At 62.8% G+C, this 17,507-nt stretch carries 8 protein-coding genes; 1 reads left to right on the plus strand and 7 read right to left on the minus strand.

What is annotated here, in order from left to right; all coding sequences use genetic code 11:
• Nucleotides 1-309 precede the first annotated feature (309 nt).
• The 5 genes from ACTRWB_RS27900 to ACTRWB_RS27920 all read right to left on the minus strand — a co-directional run bounded on the left by ACTRWB_RS27900 (nucleotide 310) and on the right by ACTRWB_RS27920 (nucleotide 13,765).
• Nucleotides 310-582, minus strand: a complete 273-nt coding sequence (locus ACTRWB_RS27900) for a hypothetical protein (protein WP_446903738.1) — start codon at nucleotides 580-582, stop codon at nucleotides 310-312.
• A gap of 47 nt (nucleotides 583-629) precedes the next feature.
• A complete protein-coding gene (locus ACTRWB_RS27905; RefSeq protein WP_446903739.1) occupies nucleotides 630-1,025 on the minus strand; it encodes a hypothetical protein in 396 nt (131 codons plus the stop codon).
• Nucleotides 1,026-1,315: 290 nt separating this feature from the next.
• The gene (locus ACTRWB_RS27910; RefSeq protein WP_446903740.1) at nucleotides 1,316-11,047 is read right to left on the minus strand and encodes a two-partner secretion domain-containing protein; all 9,732 of its coding nucleotides are present in this window, start codon (nucleotides 11,045-11,047) and stop codon (nucleotides 1,316-1,318) included.
• 36 nt (nucleotides 11,048-11,083) lie between these two features.
• On the minus strand, nucleotides 11,084-11,977 hold the full coding sequence (locus ACTRWB_RS27915; RefSeq protein ID WP_446903741.1) for a hypothetical protein: 894 nt from the start codon (nucleotides 11,975-11,977) through the stop codon (nucleotides 11,084-11,086).
• An 81-nt stretch (nucleotides 11,978-12,058) separates the two neighbouring features.
• The gene (locus tag ACTRWB_RS27920) at nucleotides 12,059-13,765 is read right to left on the minus strand and encodes a ShlB/FhaC/HecB family hemolysin secretion/activation protein (protein ID WP_446903742.1); all 1,707 of its coding nucleotides are present in this window, start codon (nucleotides 13,763-13,765) and stop codon (nucleotides 12,059-12,061) included.
• A gap of 711 nt (nucleotides 13,766-14,476) precedes the next feature.
• On the opposite strand from ACTRWB_RS27920, the gene ACTRWB_RS27925 reads away from it, so the two are divergent.
• Nucleotides 14,477-15,718, plus strand: coding sequence for an NAD(P)/FAD-dependent oxidoreductase (locus ACTRWB_RS27925; protein WP_446903743.1), 1,242 nt, complete (start codon nucleotides 14,477-14,479; stop codon nucleotides 15,716-15,718).
• Nucleotides 15,719-15,741: 23 nt separating this feature from the next.
• Here ACTRWB_RS27925 and ACTRWB_RS27930 read toward each other — a convergent pair whose 3' ends face one another.
• A complete protein-coding gene (locus ACTRWB_RS27930) occupies nucleotides 15,742-16,503 on the minus strand; it encodes a FadR/GntR family transcriptional regulator (protein WP_047902565.1) in 762 nt (253 codons plus the stop codon).
• Nucleotides 16,504-16,571: 68 nt separating this feature from the next.
• Nucleotides 16,572-17,462 carry an amidohydrolase family protein gene (locus ACTRWB_RS27935; RefSeq protein ID WP_446903850.1) on the minus strand — a complete coding sequence of 297 codons (891 nt, stop codon included), beginning with the start codon at nucleotides 17,460-17,462 and terminating at the stop codon, nucleotides 16,572-16,574.
• Nucleotides 17,463-17,507: the final 45 nt, after the last annotated feature.

The raw sequence follows: 17,507 nt of genomic DNA on the forward strand, positions 1-17,507 counted from the left end.
GTGTCGGCGCGGGTGGATTGATCAGTGGATTGGATGACCGGCTGTGCCAACCTTCATATGTTCTTCGGGGGAGCCGGGCCGCTTTGCAGCGCATGGGGGCAGCCATCTGCAGCCACCTTGTTTGCGTTGACGGTATCCATGCACCATAACTGCCGCACACAGAAGCGAGTCATGTTCCGGGACTGAACTGCTGAATTGACTGACCAACCGCGCTACCCGGATCGAGGTCTACCACGGTAAGCTCGTCATCACGCGATGACCGAGCAACGATACAAGCCACAAACCCGACCACCACTAGGTTTGTTGCTTCTACTTCGAATGATGTTTATCGTCACTCTTGGTCTTGTAGCTGTCGCGTGCCTTCTTGTAGCTGTTGTCAAATGGCTTGATTTTAAGCAATGCAGCACGACTCGTCATTCCACCCACAAGAGCTATCCCAAAACCAACAAGTAAAGAAATTTTCGCAAGAACGGAGGGCATGTTGCAATATAGTGCCAGCACTGCGAGCATGGTTCCAACGATAACTAACAGGAGTCGAAACCATGACGGAAAATTCCCGTCTTCGATTAGTTTAATTTTCATTTCTTTTTCTTCGAATCCCCGATACCCAATACGTCCTTAGTACGATTCTAGATAGATTTTGCGACACCACCTTCATTCACCTTGTTTGTTACCTCATTGATTACCGGCACGCACATCGGCCACTTACTTGAAGCATAGCTGGAAATTATTTCAGAAAACCCATTAAAAATACCAACCGAATCGTTCTCCAACGCATTTCCAACCTTCTGCATTGGCATGTATTCAAACAACCCAGCTTCCTTCTGCTTGATCACCCAATGCAGTTCGGGTTGCGACGAAGCAATCTCTGCCTCGCTTACGAAGCTCCTGTTCCGCTCATCGCTTTCCTCCGGATACTCCGCCCAGCACGTCACCGCATAGCACGCCGCGCGCGTCAACTTCTCCTCTTCTGCCTTATCCTTGCCCGCTTTCTCCGCGATCGCCTTCTTCTCCTCGGAATGCAACTACCGATTAAGCCGTACCAAAAAATACTATATGAATCCCCGAGCAAGGTCGGAGATGCGTTACCGCGATCGCCTTTTAAACCATACGAAGCCAACTATTGCGATCGCCGATAATGTTCCTCGTATCAAGACACTTTTAAAATCCACTGCACCCAAGAGATTATCGATACCTATGTGACTGAGACAGCCAGGCATAAACATGCAGCGAACGTATAGACCAAGCAGCCAAATAACAAAGAACCCAACAACGCAAATTCCCCATGCACCAAGACATGCCATTATCCATCGCGTCATTTTTTCTGCCCATTTGACGTTGGCAAATGTTGTGCAGCCGAACCAGAAATTTCTTGTCCAACTCCCCCGGCAGCAGTACCAATCGCGACCGCAACGTTATTCGGCCTAAAAAGATTCCATCCACTAACCGACCAGATTCCGGATGCGGACCAATTTTGTGTGTTGATAGTTGGCTTAAGCGCATTGGTTACCCAAGACTCGCCGACCTTCCCAATACCATAGCCAAGCGAGCTAAATAGCCCACCGGTAGCACCAGCACCAATCACGCTGTCATTCTTGCCCTGCAAGATATTATTCAACGCAGTCGTCGTCGCCCCGCCAATCGTATTCACGCCTACGTTCCACAACAACCTGCCATACGAACCCGCCAGGCCTGTGCCGAACGCTCCCGTCACCTCAACCGGGTTGATCTGGCCATTCTGCAAATACTGCGCCCCCGCATTAATCCCCGCACTGATCGCGCCCGTCCCCACCGGCGACGCCAGCGCTCCCGAACCCAACGCTCCACCCGTACTAAAGATTGGCGTTCCCGGCAACACCGCGATCGGTCCACCTACCGCTATCGCCGCTGCGCCCACTGCCGCGCCCACCGTGAGCTTCTCGTATGTACCTTGGAGTCCCTTGTCCCGGCTCGCTGAATTCGCGATCGCTTGCCCTCCCGGCACATTCATACCCACACCGCCCGGATAGTACTGCCCGTACATCCCCGTATTCGCCTTCTGCTCCGGCGGCGCAAAGAACATATAGCCCGGTCCGCTCGCCCCTTCCGACGGCAACATATGGCCTTGTTGTTGCGCCTCCCGCAAGAATGCTTGCGCTGCCGGGTCGTGCGCGCCCAGCGAGCCATTCTGCACCTGCCGGTCCGCTTGCGCCGTCAGCTCGGTGATTGCTTGCTCAACGGTCATGCCCTGATGTTTCGCATATCGTTCCGCATTATCTTTAATCCACTTCCTCTCATCCGGATGCAACTGCCGATTAAACCGATCCACCCCCGCCCCGGCCATCGCCCCCGTCCCGCCACCCACCAACGCACCCGCCCCACCCGCCAACACATTCGACGCAAGGTTCCCCAGCAACTCATCCACATTCGCGTTACCCGTCGGCCCCGCGTCCTTGATCGACTTGGCGATTTCACTCAATTCCGGCGAGAGCTTCGCCGACACACCCGCCCCCGCCGCCCCGCCCACCGCGCCCAAACCACCACCGGTCAAGCCGCCCGTCAACGCACCACCAGCAACATGTAGCGCAGCCCGACTATCACCACCCTCGGCCCAATCTTTCGCGTCCTGCTGATACTGCGCCTTAAGCACCGGATCACTCGTGCCATCCGCATTCTTCAGCGCTTCATCGCGCTTCTTGTCCGCATACGATCCAACCTGCTTCGCAATCGTCTCCGCCGCCGCCTGCGCCGCATTGATCAGATCCGCCTGATTGCCCAGCACCTGCTGCAAATCCGGCGTCTTGCCGACCGTGCCATTCAGGTTCGACGTATCACGCTCCAGCATCGCCACATCCTGCTTCTGGTTCGCCTGATCCGTAATCGCGATGCTGCTCGCACTAACCGCGCTCTTCGTCGTTGCGCTACTGCTATCGCTCTCGCTCACATACAGCGGCAACGCACCACCCGTGTTCTTCCCGCTCGTCGGCCCGTGCGTCGCATAGTTGTTGCCGCCATTACCCACACCACCGCCCGCACTAACCCCGAAGCTGCTCGCGTCGTATGCCGAGTGATTCTGAATATCCGAGAACGTCAGCGTTCCGGTCGTCAGCTGGTTCTTGTCCTTCGTCGCGGTACTCGCGATATACGCTCCCTTCAGGTCCGTATTGCCCTTGACCGTGATGTCGAAGCCGCCGTCTCCCGCCTGAATGCCCGTCTGCTCGTGCACGCCCGCATAGTTACCGCTCGCGCGACCGTTCTGCATGCTGACGCTGGCGCTCGCGCCGCCCATGCTCGCGTTGAACCCGCCGCCCGAACTGCTCTGGTGCGCGGCGCTCTGGCTCATATCCTGCACCGACGCAAGATTCAGGTTCCCGCCGACATCCGCGATGACCTTGTGCGCATTGACGTTCGCCCCGACGATATTGGTATCGCCGCCGCTGACGATCGTCACGGTATTGGCCGCATTGATATTCGTGTTGTTCTGCGCCGCGGCATCCGAGTTCGCATCGCCATGCGCGCGCGACATCGACGCCGACACCCCGAACCCGCCCGTTCCATACGAAACACCCACGCCCGCGCTCTTCGACTCGTTCGTGCTGCGCGTGCTGTCCGTGTCCGTGCTGTTGATCAGATTGACCTTGTTGGTCGCCTCCAGCAGCACGTTCTTCGCCGTGACGTCCGAACCCTGGATCGTCACGTTGCCCTGCCCCGCGTTCTTGTCACCCGTCGCCACGAACGCGGCCGTCCCGCCCGCCTTCACGGTGCTGCCGTTGCTCCGCGTACTGTCCGCGGTGAATGTCGACTTGCTATGCGACGAACCGAAGCTCAGTTCCGCCTTCGCCTCGACCTTGCCCTTCGGATCGTTCAGCGCGTTCGTCAGGTTGCCCGTCGCGCCGACCAGATCGGCCATGCCGCCCGCCGCCGCAATCGCGTGAAGCGCTGCCGCCCGTCCGTCCTGGCTGCCGCCCGCGCCCTGCGCCTGCTGGTTCACGTTCTGGACCGCATCGATCACCGGCGACTTCACCGCCAACGTGAAACCCGAGCTCTTCACTTCGTGGGTTTCTTCGTGATGACGATCCGTCCGCGACGCATCGATCACCACCTCCTTCGCGATACCGATCACGTCGTTGCGCGCGACGATATCCGAACCCGTGACATGCAGCGTGTTGCCGGCCTGCATGAAGACACTGCCGTCCGTGCTGCCGATCAGGCTGCCCTGCGAACCCTTCACCGTATCGCGGCTCGTATCGATCGTCTGGTTCGTGCCATACGAGATCCCGGCGCCCGCACTACCGAGACCGGACTTCTTCACGTCCTTGTGGTGATATTCGCTCGAGGCCGTGTCCGCGGTCGTGACGGTAAGGTCGTGTCCTGCGACGAGGTTCACGTCGTGGGTGGCAGCAATCGTCGCGGCCTTCGCCGTGAGGTCATTTCCGGCCTGCACGACGACGGCATTGCCCGACAAGGTCGTACCGACCGCGTGGGTATAGCTGCTCGAATCGATCGTGTGCGTCGACTTCGACGACAGGAAGCCGTTTTCCTTGCGATAGTGCTCGTCGTTCGCGCTCGCGCTCCGTTCACCGGCATTCAGGTTGACGTCGTGCCCGGCGCTGATACCGATCGCACCCTGCGCGTTCGCATACGCAGCCGTCGTGTTCACGTCATGGCCGGCGACGATCGCCAGGTTACCGCCCGTCGCGATCTGCGTACCCGTGTCGCTCGACGCCGCGTGTTCCGCGTGATTGCGGGCGTCCCACTTCACCGCGTCTTGGCTGCTCTGGCGAACCGCATTCAGATTGACGTCGTTTTCTGCCGCCAGCACCGCATCGCCGGTCGTCGCGATGACAGCCGCATTGGCGTTCAGGTTCCGACCGGCGACGGCCTGCAACGTACCCGCATTGACCGTCGATACGCGATCGATACCGGTTGCGCTGCCATTCGCCGCCTTCGCCGAACTGGTTGTGCTCGTCAGGTTGAGGTCGCGGCCGGCCGACAGCGCCACGGTGTTGCCTTGAATCAACCCGCCAAGATTGTTGAGATCCTGGTTCGCACTCGCGAGCACGGTTCCGCCCGACACCGTACCGCTGTTGTCGATCGAATCGGCGTGAATGATCGTGACGTTGCGGCTGGCGATCGTGCCGGTGTTCTTGTACGCGCCATCCGATTCGATGGCGACGTTCTTGCCGGAGACGATCGTGCCTTCGCCGGTCACGTCGGCCGCGTTCGCGCGCAGATAGACCTGCGGCACCAGCACCGTCTGCTGGCTGCCGTCCGGCATGGTCACCGTCTGATTCACGAGCCAGACGATGTCGCTCGTCAGCGCGGCCATTTGCGCATCGGTCAATGCCGTGCCGACGTTCAGCCCGAACTGCTGCGACACCTTCACGCCATTCGCCATCAGCGCTTCGTATTCGCGCTGGTTGTCCGTGTAGTCGCCGATGAAACGCTGACCGGTCGCATGGATGATCTGTTGCTGAATCAGTTGCTGCTCGTAGAAACCATCCCCGATGCGCTTGAGCACCACATTCGGATCGACCTTGAGCGCCTCCAGCATCGTGTCGCTCGACAACCACTTCCGGTAATCGGTAAAGCGCGGGTCCGACTCGATCAGGAAGCGGCTGCCCGGATCGCTCGTCACCCGATACAGTGCATTGTTCGGCAAGCGCGTGTTCGGCGTCACCGTGCGCACGACCACGTCGCCGACCTGGGCCTTCACGGCCGATACGGCGCCGACATCCACGCCCGACACGTCCGTATCGACCCGTACCTGGCCGCCCACGTCCTTGCCCGCTACTGGCGTCACGCCGGACCCGCTCGCGCCCTGCGCGGCGGACGTCGTCACCGCCACGCTCTTGACCGGACTGGACGGCCTGCCCGGATCGGTCAGCACCACCGGCAGATCGATCGTTTGCGACGGGATGGCCGGCGAGTATTGGGTCGACGAGGTCGTGCGTTCGTCACCACGGAACGCGCCGGCCGACTGGACCCACGTATAAATCGCGTCGCCCGAGCCCGTGAATGTCTCGGTACCCGTCGCACCGATGTTCTGCACGTTCTTCGGATCGTTGCCGTCGCCGGCCACGATCCGGCTCTTGTCGTTGACACCGGACGCGGTATTGATCGTGATGTGCCGGCCGGACGTGATCGTGCCGGGTTGTGACGCCGTGACGACGTCCTTGGTCGATTTCACGTCGACCGTATAGACGGTATAGGTCTGCACGAGGCGGCCCGCCACGTCCGCGTTGTACCCGGCAAGCGCCTGGTTCAGGTTCCGGTACGCGGCGACGGTGGCGTTGTACCACTGCTGGAACGGAGCACAGGCAGCATGTGTCGAGGTCAGGCACGACGGGCTCGGCTGACCGAACGGAGGCGGTTTCGCACCCGTCACGTCGGCTTCCGTCGGCGGCTTGACGGTGAACCAGTCGTTGCCGACGCCGCGCCTGCCGGACAATATTCCGCCGATCATCGACATGAGGAACGGCCCCTGCGTGGTCCACGCCGGATTCTCGTCCGGCGGCGGTGCGACACCAAACTGCGCCCAGATGTCAGCCGGTACCGTCCGATACGCGCCGGTCTGGGCCGCCTTGTCGCCATTGACGAAGTTCGCCGCGGGATACGCCGTGTCGTCGATCCTGCCCGCGACACCGTTCATCGTGTACTTTGCATACTCGGCGAACGGATACTGGGTCGACGGCAGCAGAATGAACTTCTGGTCGTCGTCCAGTGCCCATCGGTAGTCGATGCCCGGACGAATTTCCTGGCTGTTCTTCTGGTACAGGTAAACCGTCGAAGAATCGATCCTTTCCGTCGAACCCGGCACCTGGTACCACAACACGTTGCCGCTGTCGGTCGTGACCGTCGAGGTCCGGAAGTTCGAATTCAGGTTCTCGAACCGGTTTGCGCCGATCGTGACATCTCGACCGGCATCGATCTGCGCGCCGTCGTTCGTCACGGTTTGCGCGCTGCCGGTTGCCTGATGGTTCGCATCCAGCGTGCCGCCGACGCGAATGTCGTTGCTCGCGTAAATCAGTGCATCGTTCTGGTTCTTGAGCGTCTGCGCACCGATGTCGATGTCGCCGCGCGATGCGATCACGCCACCCACGCCGTGGTCATTCCGGTCGTTGACGACCGTGTTCGCACGCACCGCGACCGTATCGCCGTAGATTCGACCACCCGCGTTCGTCACGGTGTCGCCCGCGGTCACTGTCGTTGCACCACCATCGATCAGGCCTTCGTTCGTGATCGACTGGTTCGCGTGAACGTTGGTTGCCTTGCCGCCGATGATCTCGCCAATCGCACGGTTCCGGATGGAATTGGCGGTCACGTTGGCGGTATTGCCCGCCGACAGGGTGCCGCTGTTGTCGAGCGTGCCGCCGGCCGTGGTCGTCAGATCGTGGCCCGCTACGATCTGGCCGGTGTTGGTCAGATCGCCTTGCGTCGTCACGGAGACGTCGCCCATCGACTGGAGCTTGCCGTCGTTGTCGAGCGTGCCGGTCGAGATCGTCAGCCGCTGACTGCCATTGATGTCGCCCTGACGGTTGATCAGCGCATTCGCCGCGGCCAGCGTTGCTGTGCCCTTCGACTGGACGCTGCCCGACGTATTGTCGATGGTGGGTGCGGCCAGCTGCGCATCCTTGTCGGCACGAATCGCACCGGCAGTATTGTCGATCGCGTGGTTCGCGCTGAGAGCAACGCTGGCGCCTTCCATCCCTGCGGCCAAACCCGGCACGCCTGCCGTAGTCGGAAGCGTCGAATTGGCAGTCTGCGCGTTGCGAATCGTATCGCCTGTCACCGATAACGTGCTGCTGGCGTGCATCGCGCCGCGCGTGTTGTCGACTGTCGTACCGGACACCGTCACATCGCTGTTGCCGCCGATCTGGCCCGCCACGTTCGACACCGTGCCGGCGCTCCGTACAGTCAATGCGCCATCCGCGACAAGCGAACCCGCATCATTGGTCACGGATGCCGCGTTGACGGTCGCCGCACCGCTCGACGAGATTGCACCACCCGCGTTGCTCAGCGCTCCCGTTGCCAGCGTTACGCCATTGCCGAGAACCTGACCACCCGTGGATTGCCCTGCGAGTACGCCGTTGTCGAACGTCCGGCCGCGCGTATCGACATCGAGCGCTCCCGTCGCCTGTACCAACCCGGACCGGTTGTCGAATGCACCCGAACGGCTCGTCAACGATTGGCTTGCCGCCACGTTGCCGAGCGTGTTGTCGATGGCATGTTGCCCGGACGCGAGCGTGACGTTCGCGCCGGTGATCGTGCCGCCCGCGTTCAGCAGTCCCGCGTTGGTCAGGTTCGCTTCGCCCGACGCCAGCAGCTTGCCGCCTGCATTGTCCGTCGTGTCCGATGTCGTCACCGACAATGCGCCCGAGACGGAACCGATGGTGCCGCCGTGGTTCGCAACGGTCTGTGCGGCCACGGTCGTGTCACGTGTCGCCGCGATCGCGCCGCCTTCGTTCGCCAATGCGCCCGCTACGTCGAGCTTCGCCGCATCCGCCGAAACCGTGCCTTGCGAATTGTCGAACGTACCGGCATGCGTATTCAGCGCGCCAGCAGCGGCAATCTTGCCCTGGGTATTGTCGAATGCCTGTGAGACGGTCAGCGTCATGTCGCCCGCGGACGTGCCGATCTGGCCGGCACGGTTGCCTAGCGCGGCGGCCGTTGCCGATAGCCCGGTTGCCCCGATCAGCTTGCCGCTGTCGTTCGACACCGTACGCGTGGCGGTCAGCGACAACGCATCCGACGAGGACCCGATCTGGCCGCCCGCATTGACGAGATCCCCCGTCCGGATTTGCGCACCGCGCTCGGCGGCCATACTCCCGTTCGAGTTGTCGATCGTGTCGCTTGCAACGACGAGCGCCCGGGCTGAACTCACCGTGCCGCCGGTGTTCGTCAGAGATTGCGTCGCGCGCAACGTCGTATCACCGGCGGCCGATCCGATCGTGCCCGACGCGTTGCCAATGCTGCTTGCTGTCACCGACAGACCATTGCCGCCGACCATCGCACCGGACCGATTCGAGACGGTGTTGGTCGCCGTCACGGCCAACGCGCCCGTGGTGCCGATCCGGCCGCCCGTGTTCACGACGTCGTTCGCAGTGATCCGTGCAGCATCTGCGGCGATCGAGCCGGCCGCGTTGTCGAGATGGGCTGTGTGAATAGACAGGTCGTTACCGGACGCAATCTTCCCGTTCGCGTTGTTCAGCGATAACGTGACGTCGAGCGAGGTATCACCCGCCACGGAGCCGATCTGGCCTTGTGCGTTGGAAACCGTATTCGCCGTCAGCGCGAGACCATTGCCAGCTGCGATCTTCCCGTCGTCGTTCGATACGCTCCCGGTCGCCGTCAGTGCCAACGCACCCGTCGACGTGCCGATCTCGCCTGCGGCATTCGTGAAGTCGGTTGCAGCGACCTGCGCCGTGCGCGCGATCAATTTCCCCCGGGCATTGTCAATCACGCCGGCCGATTTCAACGACAGCGCATCCGCCACCAACGTACCGGCCCGATTCGAAACCGCTTGCGCCGTCACGTTCGCCAGGTGCTGCGAACCGATGGTGCCTGAGTCGTTGACCAGTTGCCCCGCATCGAGCGTCAGATTCTGGCTGGTCATTGTTCCGCCAACGTTCGACAGCGTGCCGTTCGTGGTCACGTTGATCGCACTGGCCGCATTGACGGTTCCATGGTCGAGCGTCACATCGTTCGCGAACAGATTGACGTTGTCGCCTGCGGCCAACGTGCCGCTGCTCGTCACATTCGCCGCGCGCGCCGTGACCGAGCCGCCGCCGACGAGATCGCCTGCGGAATCCGCACCCGCGAACGCCTGCCCGCTATTAGTGAACGAGGTTGCCGCCACCAGGTTCGCATTGCCGCCCGACGCAATCGTTCCGGCGTTCGACAGCGCCTTGGACGCATTCAGATCCGTCGCCTGCGCGCTGACGATCGAGCCTTGCTGCGCGACGTTCGCCCCCTCGATCCGGGTGTTCGCGGCCGACTGAAGACGCGCGGTCGGCGCAATCGTCACATCGCCGTTGTTCGAGACGTGGATGTCACCGGTCAGCGACGTGACGGAACCGGCATCTCGCACGCCCACGCCAGCCTCGGTTCCGATCATCCGGACGCTGTTGGCAAACATGCTGCCCAGCGCCTGCACGTCGATCGCGACGCCCGGCGCCGCACCGGTACCAGACTGTGCGTGCGCGGTGTTGCTCGCATAATCGACGCGGTTCGCGCCTGCCACCGCGTCGATCGAATCCGCCCAGACCTGACCGTTGATCGTCATCGCGCGTGCGATCAGGTCGATCGCACTGCCGTAGGCATCGAGCCCTGCACCGTCAACGCCGATGTGCCCCTGCTTGACGTTGAACCCGGCCAATGTGCCATCGGGATTGAAGGTCGGCATGCCGGTCGTCAGCGTCACGCGCGGGACATTCAGAAAGCCGCACCCCGCACAGGTGATGCCGGCCGGATTCGCGATCACGAGATTCGCGCGATTGCCCGCGATCTCGGTCGGCCCGAGCAATCGACTCGGGTTACCCGACGTGACCTGGTTGACGATCACGCGCGCCGTGTTGTTGCCGAGAAACGGATTCCCCTGAACCCAGCCCGCGAGCTGCGTCTGTGAGTTCTGGCCGCTGTTGACCAGCACCGCGCCCTTCGTCCCGACGTTGTATTGCGTGAAGCTATTCAGCGAGACGCCGTTCTTCGGTGCGGTAATGTTGACGAGCGGCACGCCCGATGCCGACACGCCGACGACCGGATGCGTCGGCCCGCTGCGATCGGGCGTGATCGGCAGCGTTGCCTGCGCTTCGGCGACCAGCGGTTGCATGCCGAACGTGCATAGCGACGCAAACGCGATCGCACGCGCGGCAAACCAGATCGAGATTCCGGATTCCACAGATTCGGCGCGTACCGGTCGGCGCACACGACCGCGTTCGCCGCCCCCGTGCGCCGATGCATGTTCGTCGACGGCCATCAGCATGCCGCGCACGGCATTGAACACCAGGCGAAAGATTCCGGAATTCATGATCGATTTCTTCCTGAAAATACGTCGGGCCAGCGACATCGCTCATGCGTCAATGCCGCTGGCCGCGTTCACACGTTACTTGCAGCTCAGCACTGCCAGACCGTTCACACCGCCCACCGTCGGTGCATGAACGCCATACGACACGACGAGATACGGCGTCGCTTCATTCGGTCCCATGAAGCGGGAAAACAGCGACGACTTTGTCGTAACCGACGTCGACATCGAACCGACCTGCGTGCTGCCGCTGAACGTCTGATTCGTGTCCGCGCCGATCGAGTACTGCAGCGTCAAGGCCGCGTTCGCGTTGAGATTGCCGAAAACGTCTTTCTTGCTGGTCACGACCGCGGTCGCACCGACAAGCGACCCCGGTGCGGTATTGCCGTCGATCGAGGTAGGACGCGTTGCGGCAGCAAGCTCGCAGCTCAACTGCGTCTGATCGGTCACGCTGACCGTCACCGGGGCGCCGACTGCCCAGGTCTGGCCCTGGTTCCCGTTGTACGAGTGGCCAGCGGAGTCGCTACCCGCTGTCCAGCGGCCGATCGCGTAATCGCCATTGCCTGCGATGTCGGTCACGGTGCCGGTCGACAGACTGAGCACGTCGCTGGTTCGCGGCAGCGTGGTGTACGCGCCCGGTGCTTGCGACTTGAGTTGCGATGCGTCGACGCCATTGCTCGACAGCGTGAACGACCCACCCGGGAACGACCCGTCCGCTTTCCACGATACGGGCGGGGTCATCACACTCACGGTCGCGAGGCTGCTCGACAGGGCCTGAGACTGACCCTCCACGCGAATCGACGACGCAGCACCGCCCGGCACATGACCGCCTGCGGATGCGTCGGTCGATGCCGCGGCGCTTCCGCTGCCACCGTCGTCGCCGCCACCACACGCGCTCAGACCGAGCGCGGCCACCACCGCAAACGTTGCCGTCGCGGCTTGCAAGATATGACGCTTCCGATACACGAATTGCATGGTTACTCCTTAGTTCTACTTGACGATCAACGAAATGCCGACTCAAGATCCATGACCTCGATCGGCCCACCCCAACTACGCTCAGAACAACGTGCTGACCTGAAACAACAACGTCGGCGAATCGGTGTTGAAGCCCGGCGGTTTCGACAACGGCCAGCCGAGCGAGACGTCGTAGTTCAGCGCCGCACCGAGCACGTTTTTCGGTGCGAGATGGCCGCGCACGCCGACGACGGCACCCACGAGCGTCTCGCCGATCAGGTATTGCGCGGCCGGCCCGCGCACACGCCCGGCATCGATGCCGACATACAGCGCCTGCGTGCCGATCGGCGTCGGCACATACCAGTCGAGTTCGTTGGAAACCGCCCAGCCGCTCTCCGCGGCGAGCGTCAGTTGTTGATCGAAACCGCGTACGGCATAACGCGTGCCGATCGTGAAATAGTCGGAAGGGGTCAGCGGCGTGCGTGCGTTCTGCATGTTCCACGCGAACTGGTACGAGAACGCCTGACCACCGAGCTTGAAAGGCACTTGGGCGCTGAAGCTCGCCAGCTCGACCTGCGTCTTGCCGTCGAAGTCCGGCGCACCCACCACCGTGCCGGCGTTGCCGGACAAGCCCGGCAATGACGCGCGCCACGCAAGCGAACCGTCGAGCACGACGTTGCCGATGGTTTGCCGATGCGCCAGACCCAGTTCGTAGCCGATGACGTCGCGATGCTGCACCGGAACGTCCACGCCATCGATCGCGTTGCGGCTGATCTTGCGGAACAGGTTGCCGCGCAGCTCCGTCCGCGCGTGGGCGTTCCGATGGATCACGCCGGACAGTCCGGCCTGAAGCTGGGACTGAACACCGCTGTATTCGATCGGCTCGCCGAACCCCGCGACGGTCTGCTGGTAGCGCGAGCGGCTCGCGTTCAACGTCAGCATCGCGTAACCGATCGGCACGCTGTAGTTGGCCGACACCGACTGGTTGCCGTGGTCGGATGCGTCGAAGTTCGTGTTGGTCGTACCGGCGATTTGCAGCTGGTCGTAGAGGTGGAACGGTGAATCGAACGTGATCGAGCCTGACAGTTCGTACTTGCCCGTCGAGTCGAGGCCCGCGTTGTCCGACCCGATGACGGCGTGCCAGCGCTTGCCGGTTCCGGGATGCAGGACGACCTCCGAGTCGCCGGGATTCACACCCGGCGCAATGTCGACGGTGGCATCGGACTGCGATTGAAGGCGGCGCAGGTTCTCCAGCCCCTGATCGATGTCGCGCTGGTTCAACAGCGCACCGGTCGACGCAGGCAGTGCCGCGCGCAACCAGCCGATGGCGGATGGGTCTGTTCGGACGTCGCTGATGCGCCCCGGGACGACACGCAGCGTCAACGTGCCCGATTGCATCGATTGCGTCGGCACGAGAACGCGGGCCGTGACATAACCGCGCCCGATCAGTGCGTTATTGGCGGCGTTCTGAATCTGCTTGAGCGCGGTCTTGCCGACGCATTGCCCGACGACCGGCTGCAAAAAGCGTGCGAGCCATCCGAACGTGTTGCCTTCCAGCGCGATGGTCGTGACCGGAAAACACGGTGTGTCGAGCGGCAAGCTCGCGACACCGGCCTTCGACGACGTCTCTCCGGTCGGCGTCAGCACATTGGCGCGCGGATTCAGTTCCTTGGCGGCTTCCAGTTGTTGCTGCTGCAAACGCTGAATTTGCGGGCCAGGCGTAATCTCAGACGGCTGAACGGCTTGCGCTAACGTGGAAACACTCGCCAACACCGAAATCAACACGGCCGAAGTTTCTCGATACTTCATGGGTTGGCGGCGTAATGATTGGTCTCGCACGCATCGTAATTCAATGAAACATATTCAGGCAGATTGTCTGAAATGCGAATAATCATTGTCCGATTGTTATTCCGCCTCGCCTTTCAAACTCGTCCTATATTTTTACGGAATCCGCTTGCTCATCCATCGCCACTCGCACAATGAATTTGACGATTGGAAAGCTTTTTCGGTGCTGTTATGTTTATATTTTCTGACACCTTGACCACACGGAACGCCGCCTCACCCGCCTCCTTCGGCTATCTAGTCACGACAATCCAAATCTTTATTTCCATGGAACCTGCAACAGATATCCTCGCGAACACATCTCCATCAAATCCAAATTTCCTTTACCGAAACCTAAGCTCTCACAAATCACGATTAAGCGAATCATTTATCCCGATAAACCAACTTCAATTTCATTGACATCCGTTTTATTGATTTATCAGCCATCACAATAGGTCGAATACGATCGGTACGAATTTCGTCGTGTCGTACATTCACAACAGATGGCCGACTACGTCGAAACGCGCTCATGCTTCCGGCGTGGCATCCAGCCGCCTCGGGTTCGGCGAAGCGCTCATCCCGCCGAATTCTTGGTACGCCATGCGCGCGCGAGTATGCTTGTAGCTCGAACGACTTCCCACACCGGCCGCGCAGCGAATGCGACCTCGCGCGTGCGTAGCCAACCGCCATCTACCATTCATGGACTTCGACGTAATCGTTCTGGGCGCCGGCATCGTCGGCGTCTCCGCCGCGCTGCACCTGCAGGATCGCGGCCGCAAGGTCGCCCTCGTCGATCGCGGCGCGCCCGGCGAGGGCACGAGCTTCGGCAACGCGGGGCTGATCGAGCGCTCGTCGGTCGAGCCGTATCCGTTTCCGCGCAGCCCGTTCACGCTGATGCGCTATGCGCTGAACCGCTCGACCGATCTCTACTGGCACAGCGCGTCGCTGCCCGCGTTCGCGCCGTGGCTCGCACGCTTCTGGTGGGAATCGGCGCCGATGCGTCACGCGGCGGCGTCGCGCGACATGCTGCCGCTGATCGAGCGCTGCCTCGTCGAGCACGACGCGCTGATCGCGCGGGCCGGCGCCGGGGAGCTGATCCGTGCGAACGGCTGGCTGGAAGCGTTCCGCACGCCGGCCGCGTTCGAACGCGGCGTGGCCGAAGCCGGCCTCACCGCGCGCCGTCACGGGCTCGGTATCACGCCGCTCGACGCCGCCGCGCTGCTCGCGCACGAACCGAGCCTCGCGCCCGGCTTCTGCGGCGCGCTGCACTGGCTCGATCCGAAAAGCGTCGTCGATCCGTCCGCGCTCGTCAAAGCGTACGCGCAGCTCTTCGTGCAAAACGGCGGCACGCTGCTGACCGGCGATGCCGCGAGTCTCGACGCGCTGTCGCCCGGCTGGCAGGTCAGCACGCAGGACGGCACGGCCGCGGCACCGGCCGTCGTCGTCGCGCTCGGCCCGTGGTCCGACACGGTGTTCGGCAAGTTCGGCTACAAGATTCCGCTGCGCGAGAAACGCGGCTATCACATGCACTACGCGCCTTCCGCGCAGGGCGTACCGTCGGCGCCGATCGTCGATCGCGAATACGGCTATGTGATCGCGCCGATGCGGCGCGGGTTGCGGCTCACGACCGGCGTCGAGATCGCGCGGCGCGGGTTGCCGCCAACCGGCGTGCAGCTCGAACGCGCGGAACGCATCGCGCGCCCCGTGTTCGGTTTCGGCGAACGGCTCGACCCGCAACCGTGGCTCGGCTTCCGGCCGTGCACACCCGACATGCGCCCGGTGATCGGCCCCGCGCCCGCGCATCGCGGGCTGTGGTTCTCGTTCGGGCACAACCATCACGGGCTGACGCTCGGCCCCGTCAGCGGCCGCCTGCTGGCCGAGATGATAACGGGCGAAACCCCGTTCACCGATCCGGCGCCGTATCGCGCCGACCGCTTCTGAACCTGTAACGCGAGAACGCGCGCTCAGTCGAGCGCGCGGCCGAAGATGCGGATCACTTCGTCGAGATGCTCGGCCATCGCGCGGCGCGCGGCTTCCGGGTCGCGCGCGCGGATCGCGTCGAGGATCGCGCGGTGTTCGAGTTCCGACCGGTGCGGCATGTCGTTCGGCATGTAGAGCGACTGCAGCCGCTGGAACATCAGGTCGTACTTGTGCGCGAGCAGCTGCTTGATCATCAGCGCATACGCGGGGTTGTCGCTCGCTTCCGCGATGCGGATATGGAACAGCCGGTCGCCCGGGTGCGTGAGCGAGCCGCTGCGGTTGTCCTCCTGGTTGCGCAGGAACGCTTCGTGGATGCCTTCAATCTGCTCGTCCGAGCCGTGCTTCGCGGCGAGCGACGCGGCTTCCGGCTCGATCAGCCGGCGCGCCTGCAACAGCGCGAACGGCGGGATTTCGGTATCGAGGTCGAGCGCGATGCCGAGTTCGGGATCGATCTCGACGATCGTGAACGGCGCGGCTTTCGCGTCGGGTTCGGGCTCGGGTGCGGCGGCCGTTTCGGGATGGCGCACCTTCACGCCGTCGCCGACGCGCACGCTGACGAGCCCGCTCACTTCGAGCGCGATCAGCGCTTCGCGCACCGACGTGCGCGACACGCCGAACTGTTCGGCCAGTTCGCGCTCGGGCGGCAGATAACTGCCCGGCGGAAAATCGCCGGACTCGATCATCGCACTGAGCTTGTCGGCGATCTGCTGGTAAAGGCGGCGGTTCTGAATCGGCTGGATGGACATACGTTGATGCTGGTGATCGGTTTCGTTGCGTACGGTCTGACGAATCGCACAGACCGTTCGCGCCTATTTTATATGCCGCGCTTCACATCGCCCGGCACCGCATAGCATCGTGCGGCCGTGCCGCCCCACAGCGCGTTGCGTTCAGCGGCCGACAGCCGCGATTCGGCCCAGCGTTCGACGATCGACGCCACTTCGTCGTACGACGCGGCGAGCAGGCACACCGGCCAGTCCGACCCGAACATCAGCCGCTGCGGCCCGAACGCGTCGAGCGCCGCATCGAGGCATTGCTCGATGTGCCGGATATCCTGCCCGCGCAGGCCGCGCCGCCAGTCGGTCTCGGTCACGAGCCCCGACAGCTTGCACGCGACATGCGGCAACGCACCCAGCTCGCGCAACGCGGTGCGCCAGCGCGCGAGCGCCGTTTCGTCGCGCTCGAACTCGGCGAGCGCGGGCTTGCCGACGTGATCGAGCACGAGCCAGTGCGCGTCGTGCCGTGCGCAAAACGCATGCACGTCCGGCAACTGGCGCTCGAACACGAGCACGTCGTACACATAGCCGTGCGCCTGCAGCCACGCAACGCCGCGATTGAAACCGGGATCCGCGACGAACGCACCGACATCGGCTTCGTCCTGTATCTGGTGACGAAAGCCGCGCAGCTTCGGGCTGGCCCATTCGGCGATACGGTCCGCGAGTTGCGGCGCACCGAGATCCTCCCAGCCGACCACGGCCGCGATACGCGCGTCGTCGCGGGCGAGATCGAGCAGGAACGCCGTCTCGTCGCGCCCCGCGCGTGCCTGTACCGCGATCGACGCACCGAGCGCCTGCGTATGCATCAGCGGCCACAACGCGTCGGGCAGGTAGTCGTGCGCGAGCACGTCCATTCCGGAGCCGATCCACGGATAGTCGGCCGCGCGATAACGCCAGAAGTGCTGATGGGAATCGATGCGCACTGCGCCCATGGTGTCCTCGTGTTCGGTCGTCGCGGCGGCGACGTGCGCCGCCGC

It is taken from the genome of Burkholderia sp. YIM B11467, assembly GCF_052952715.1.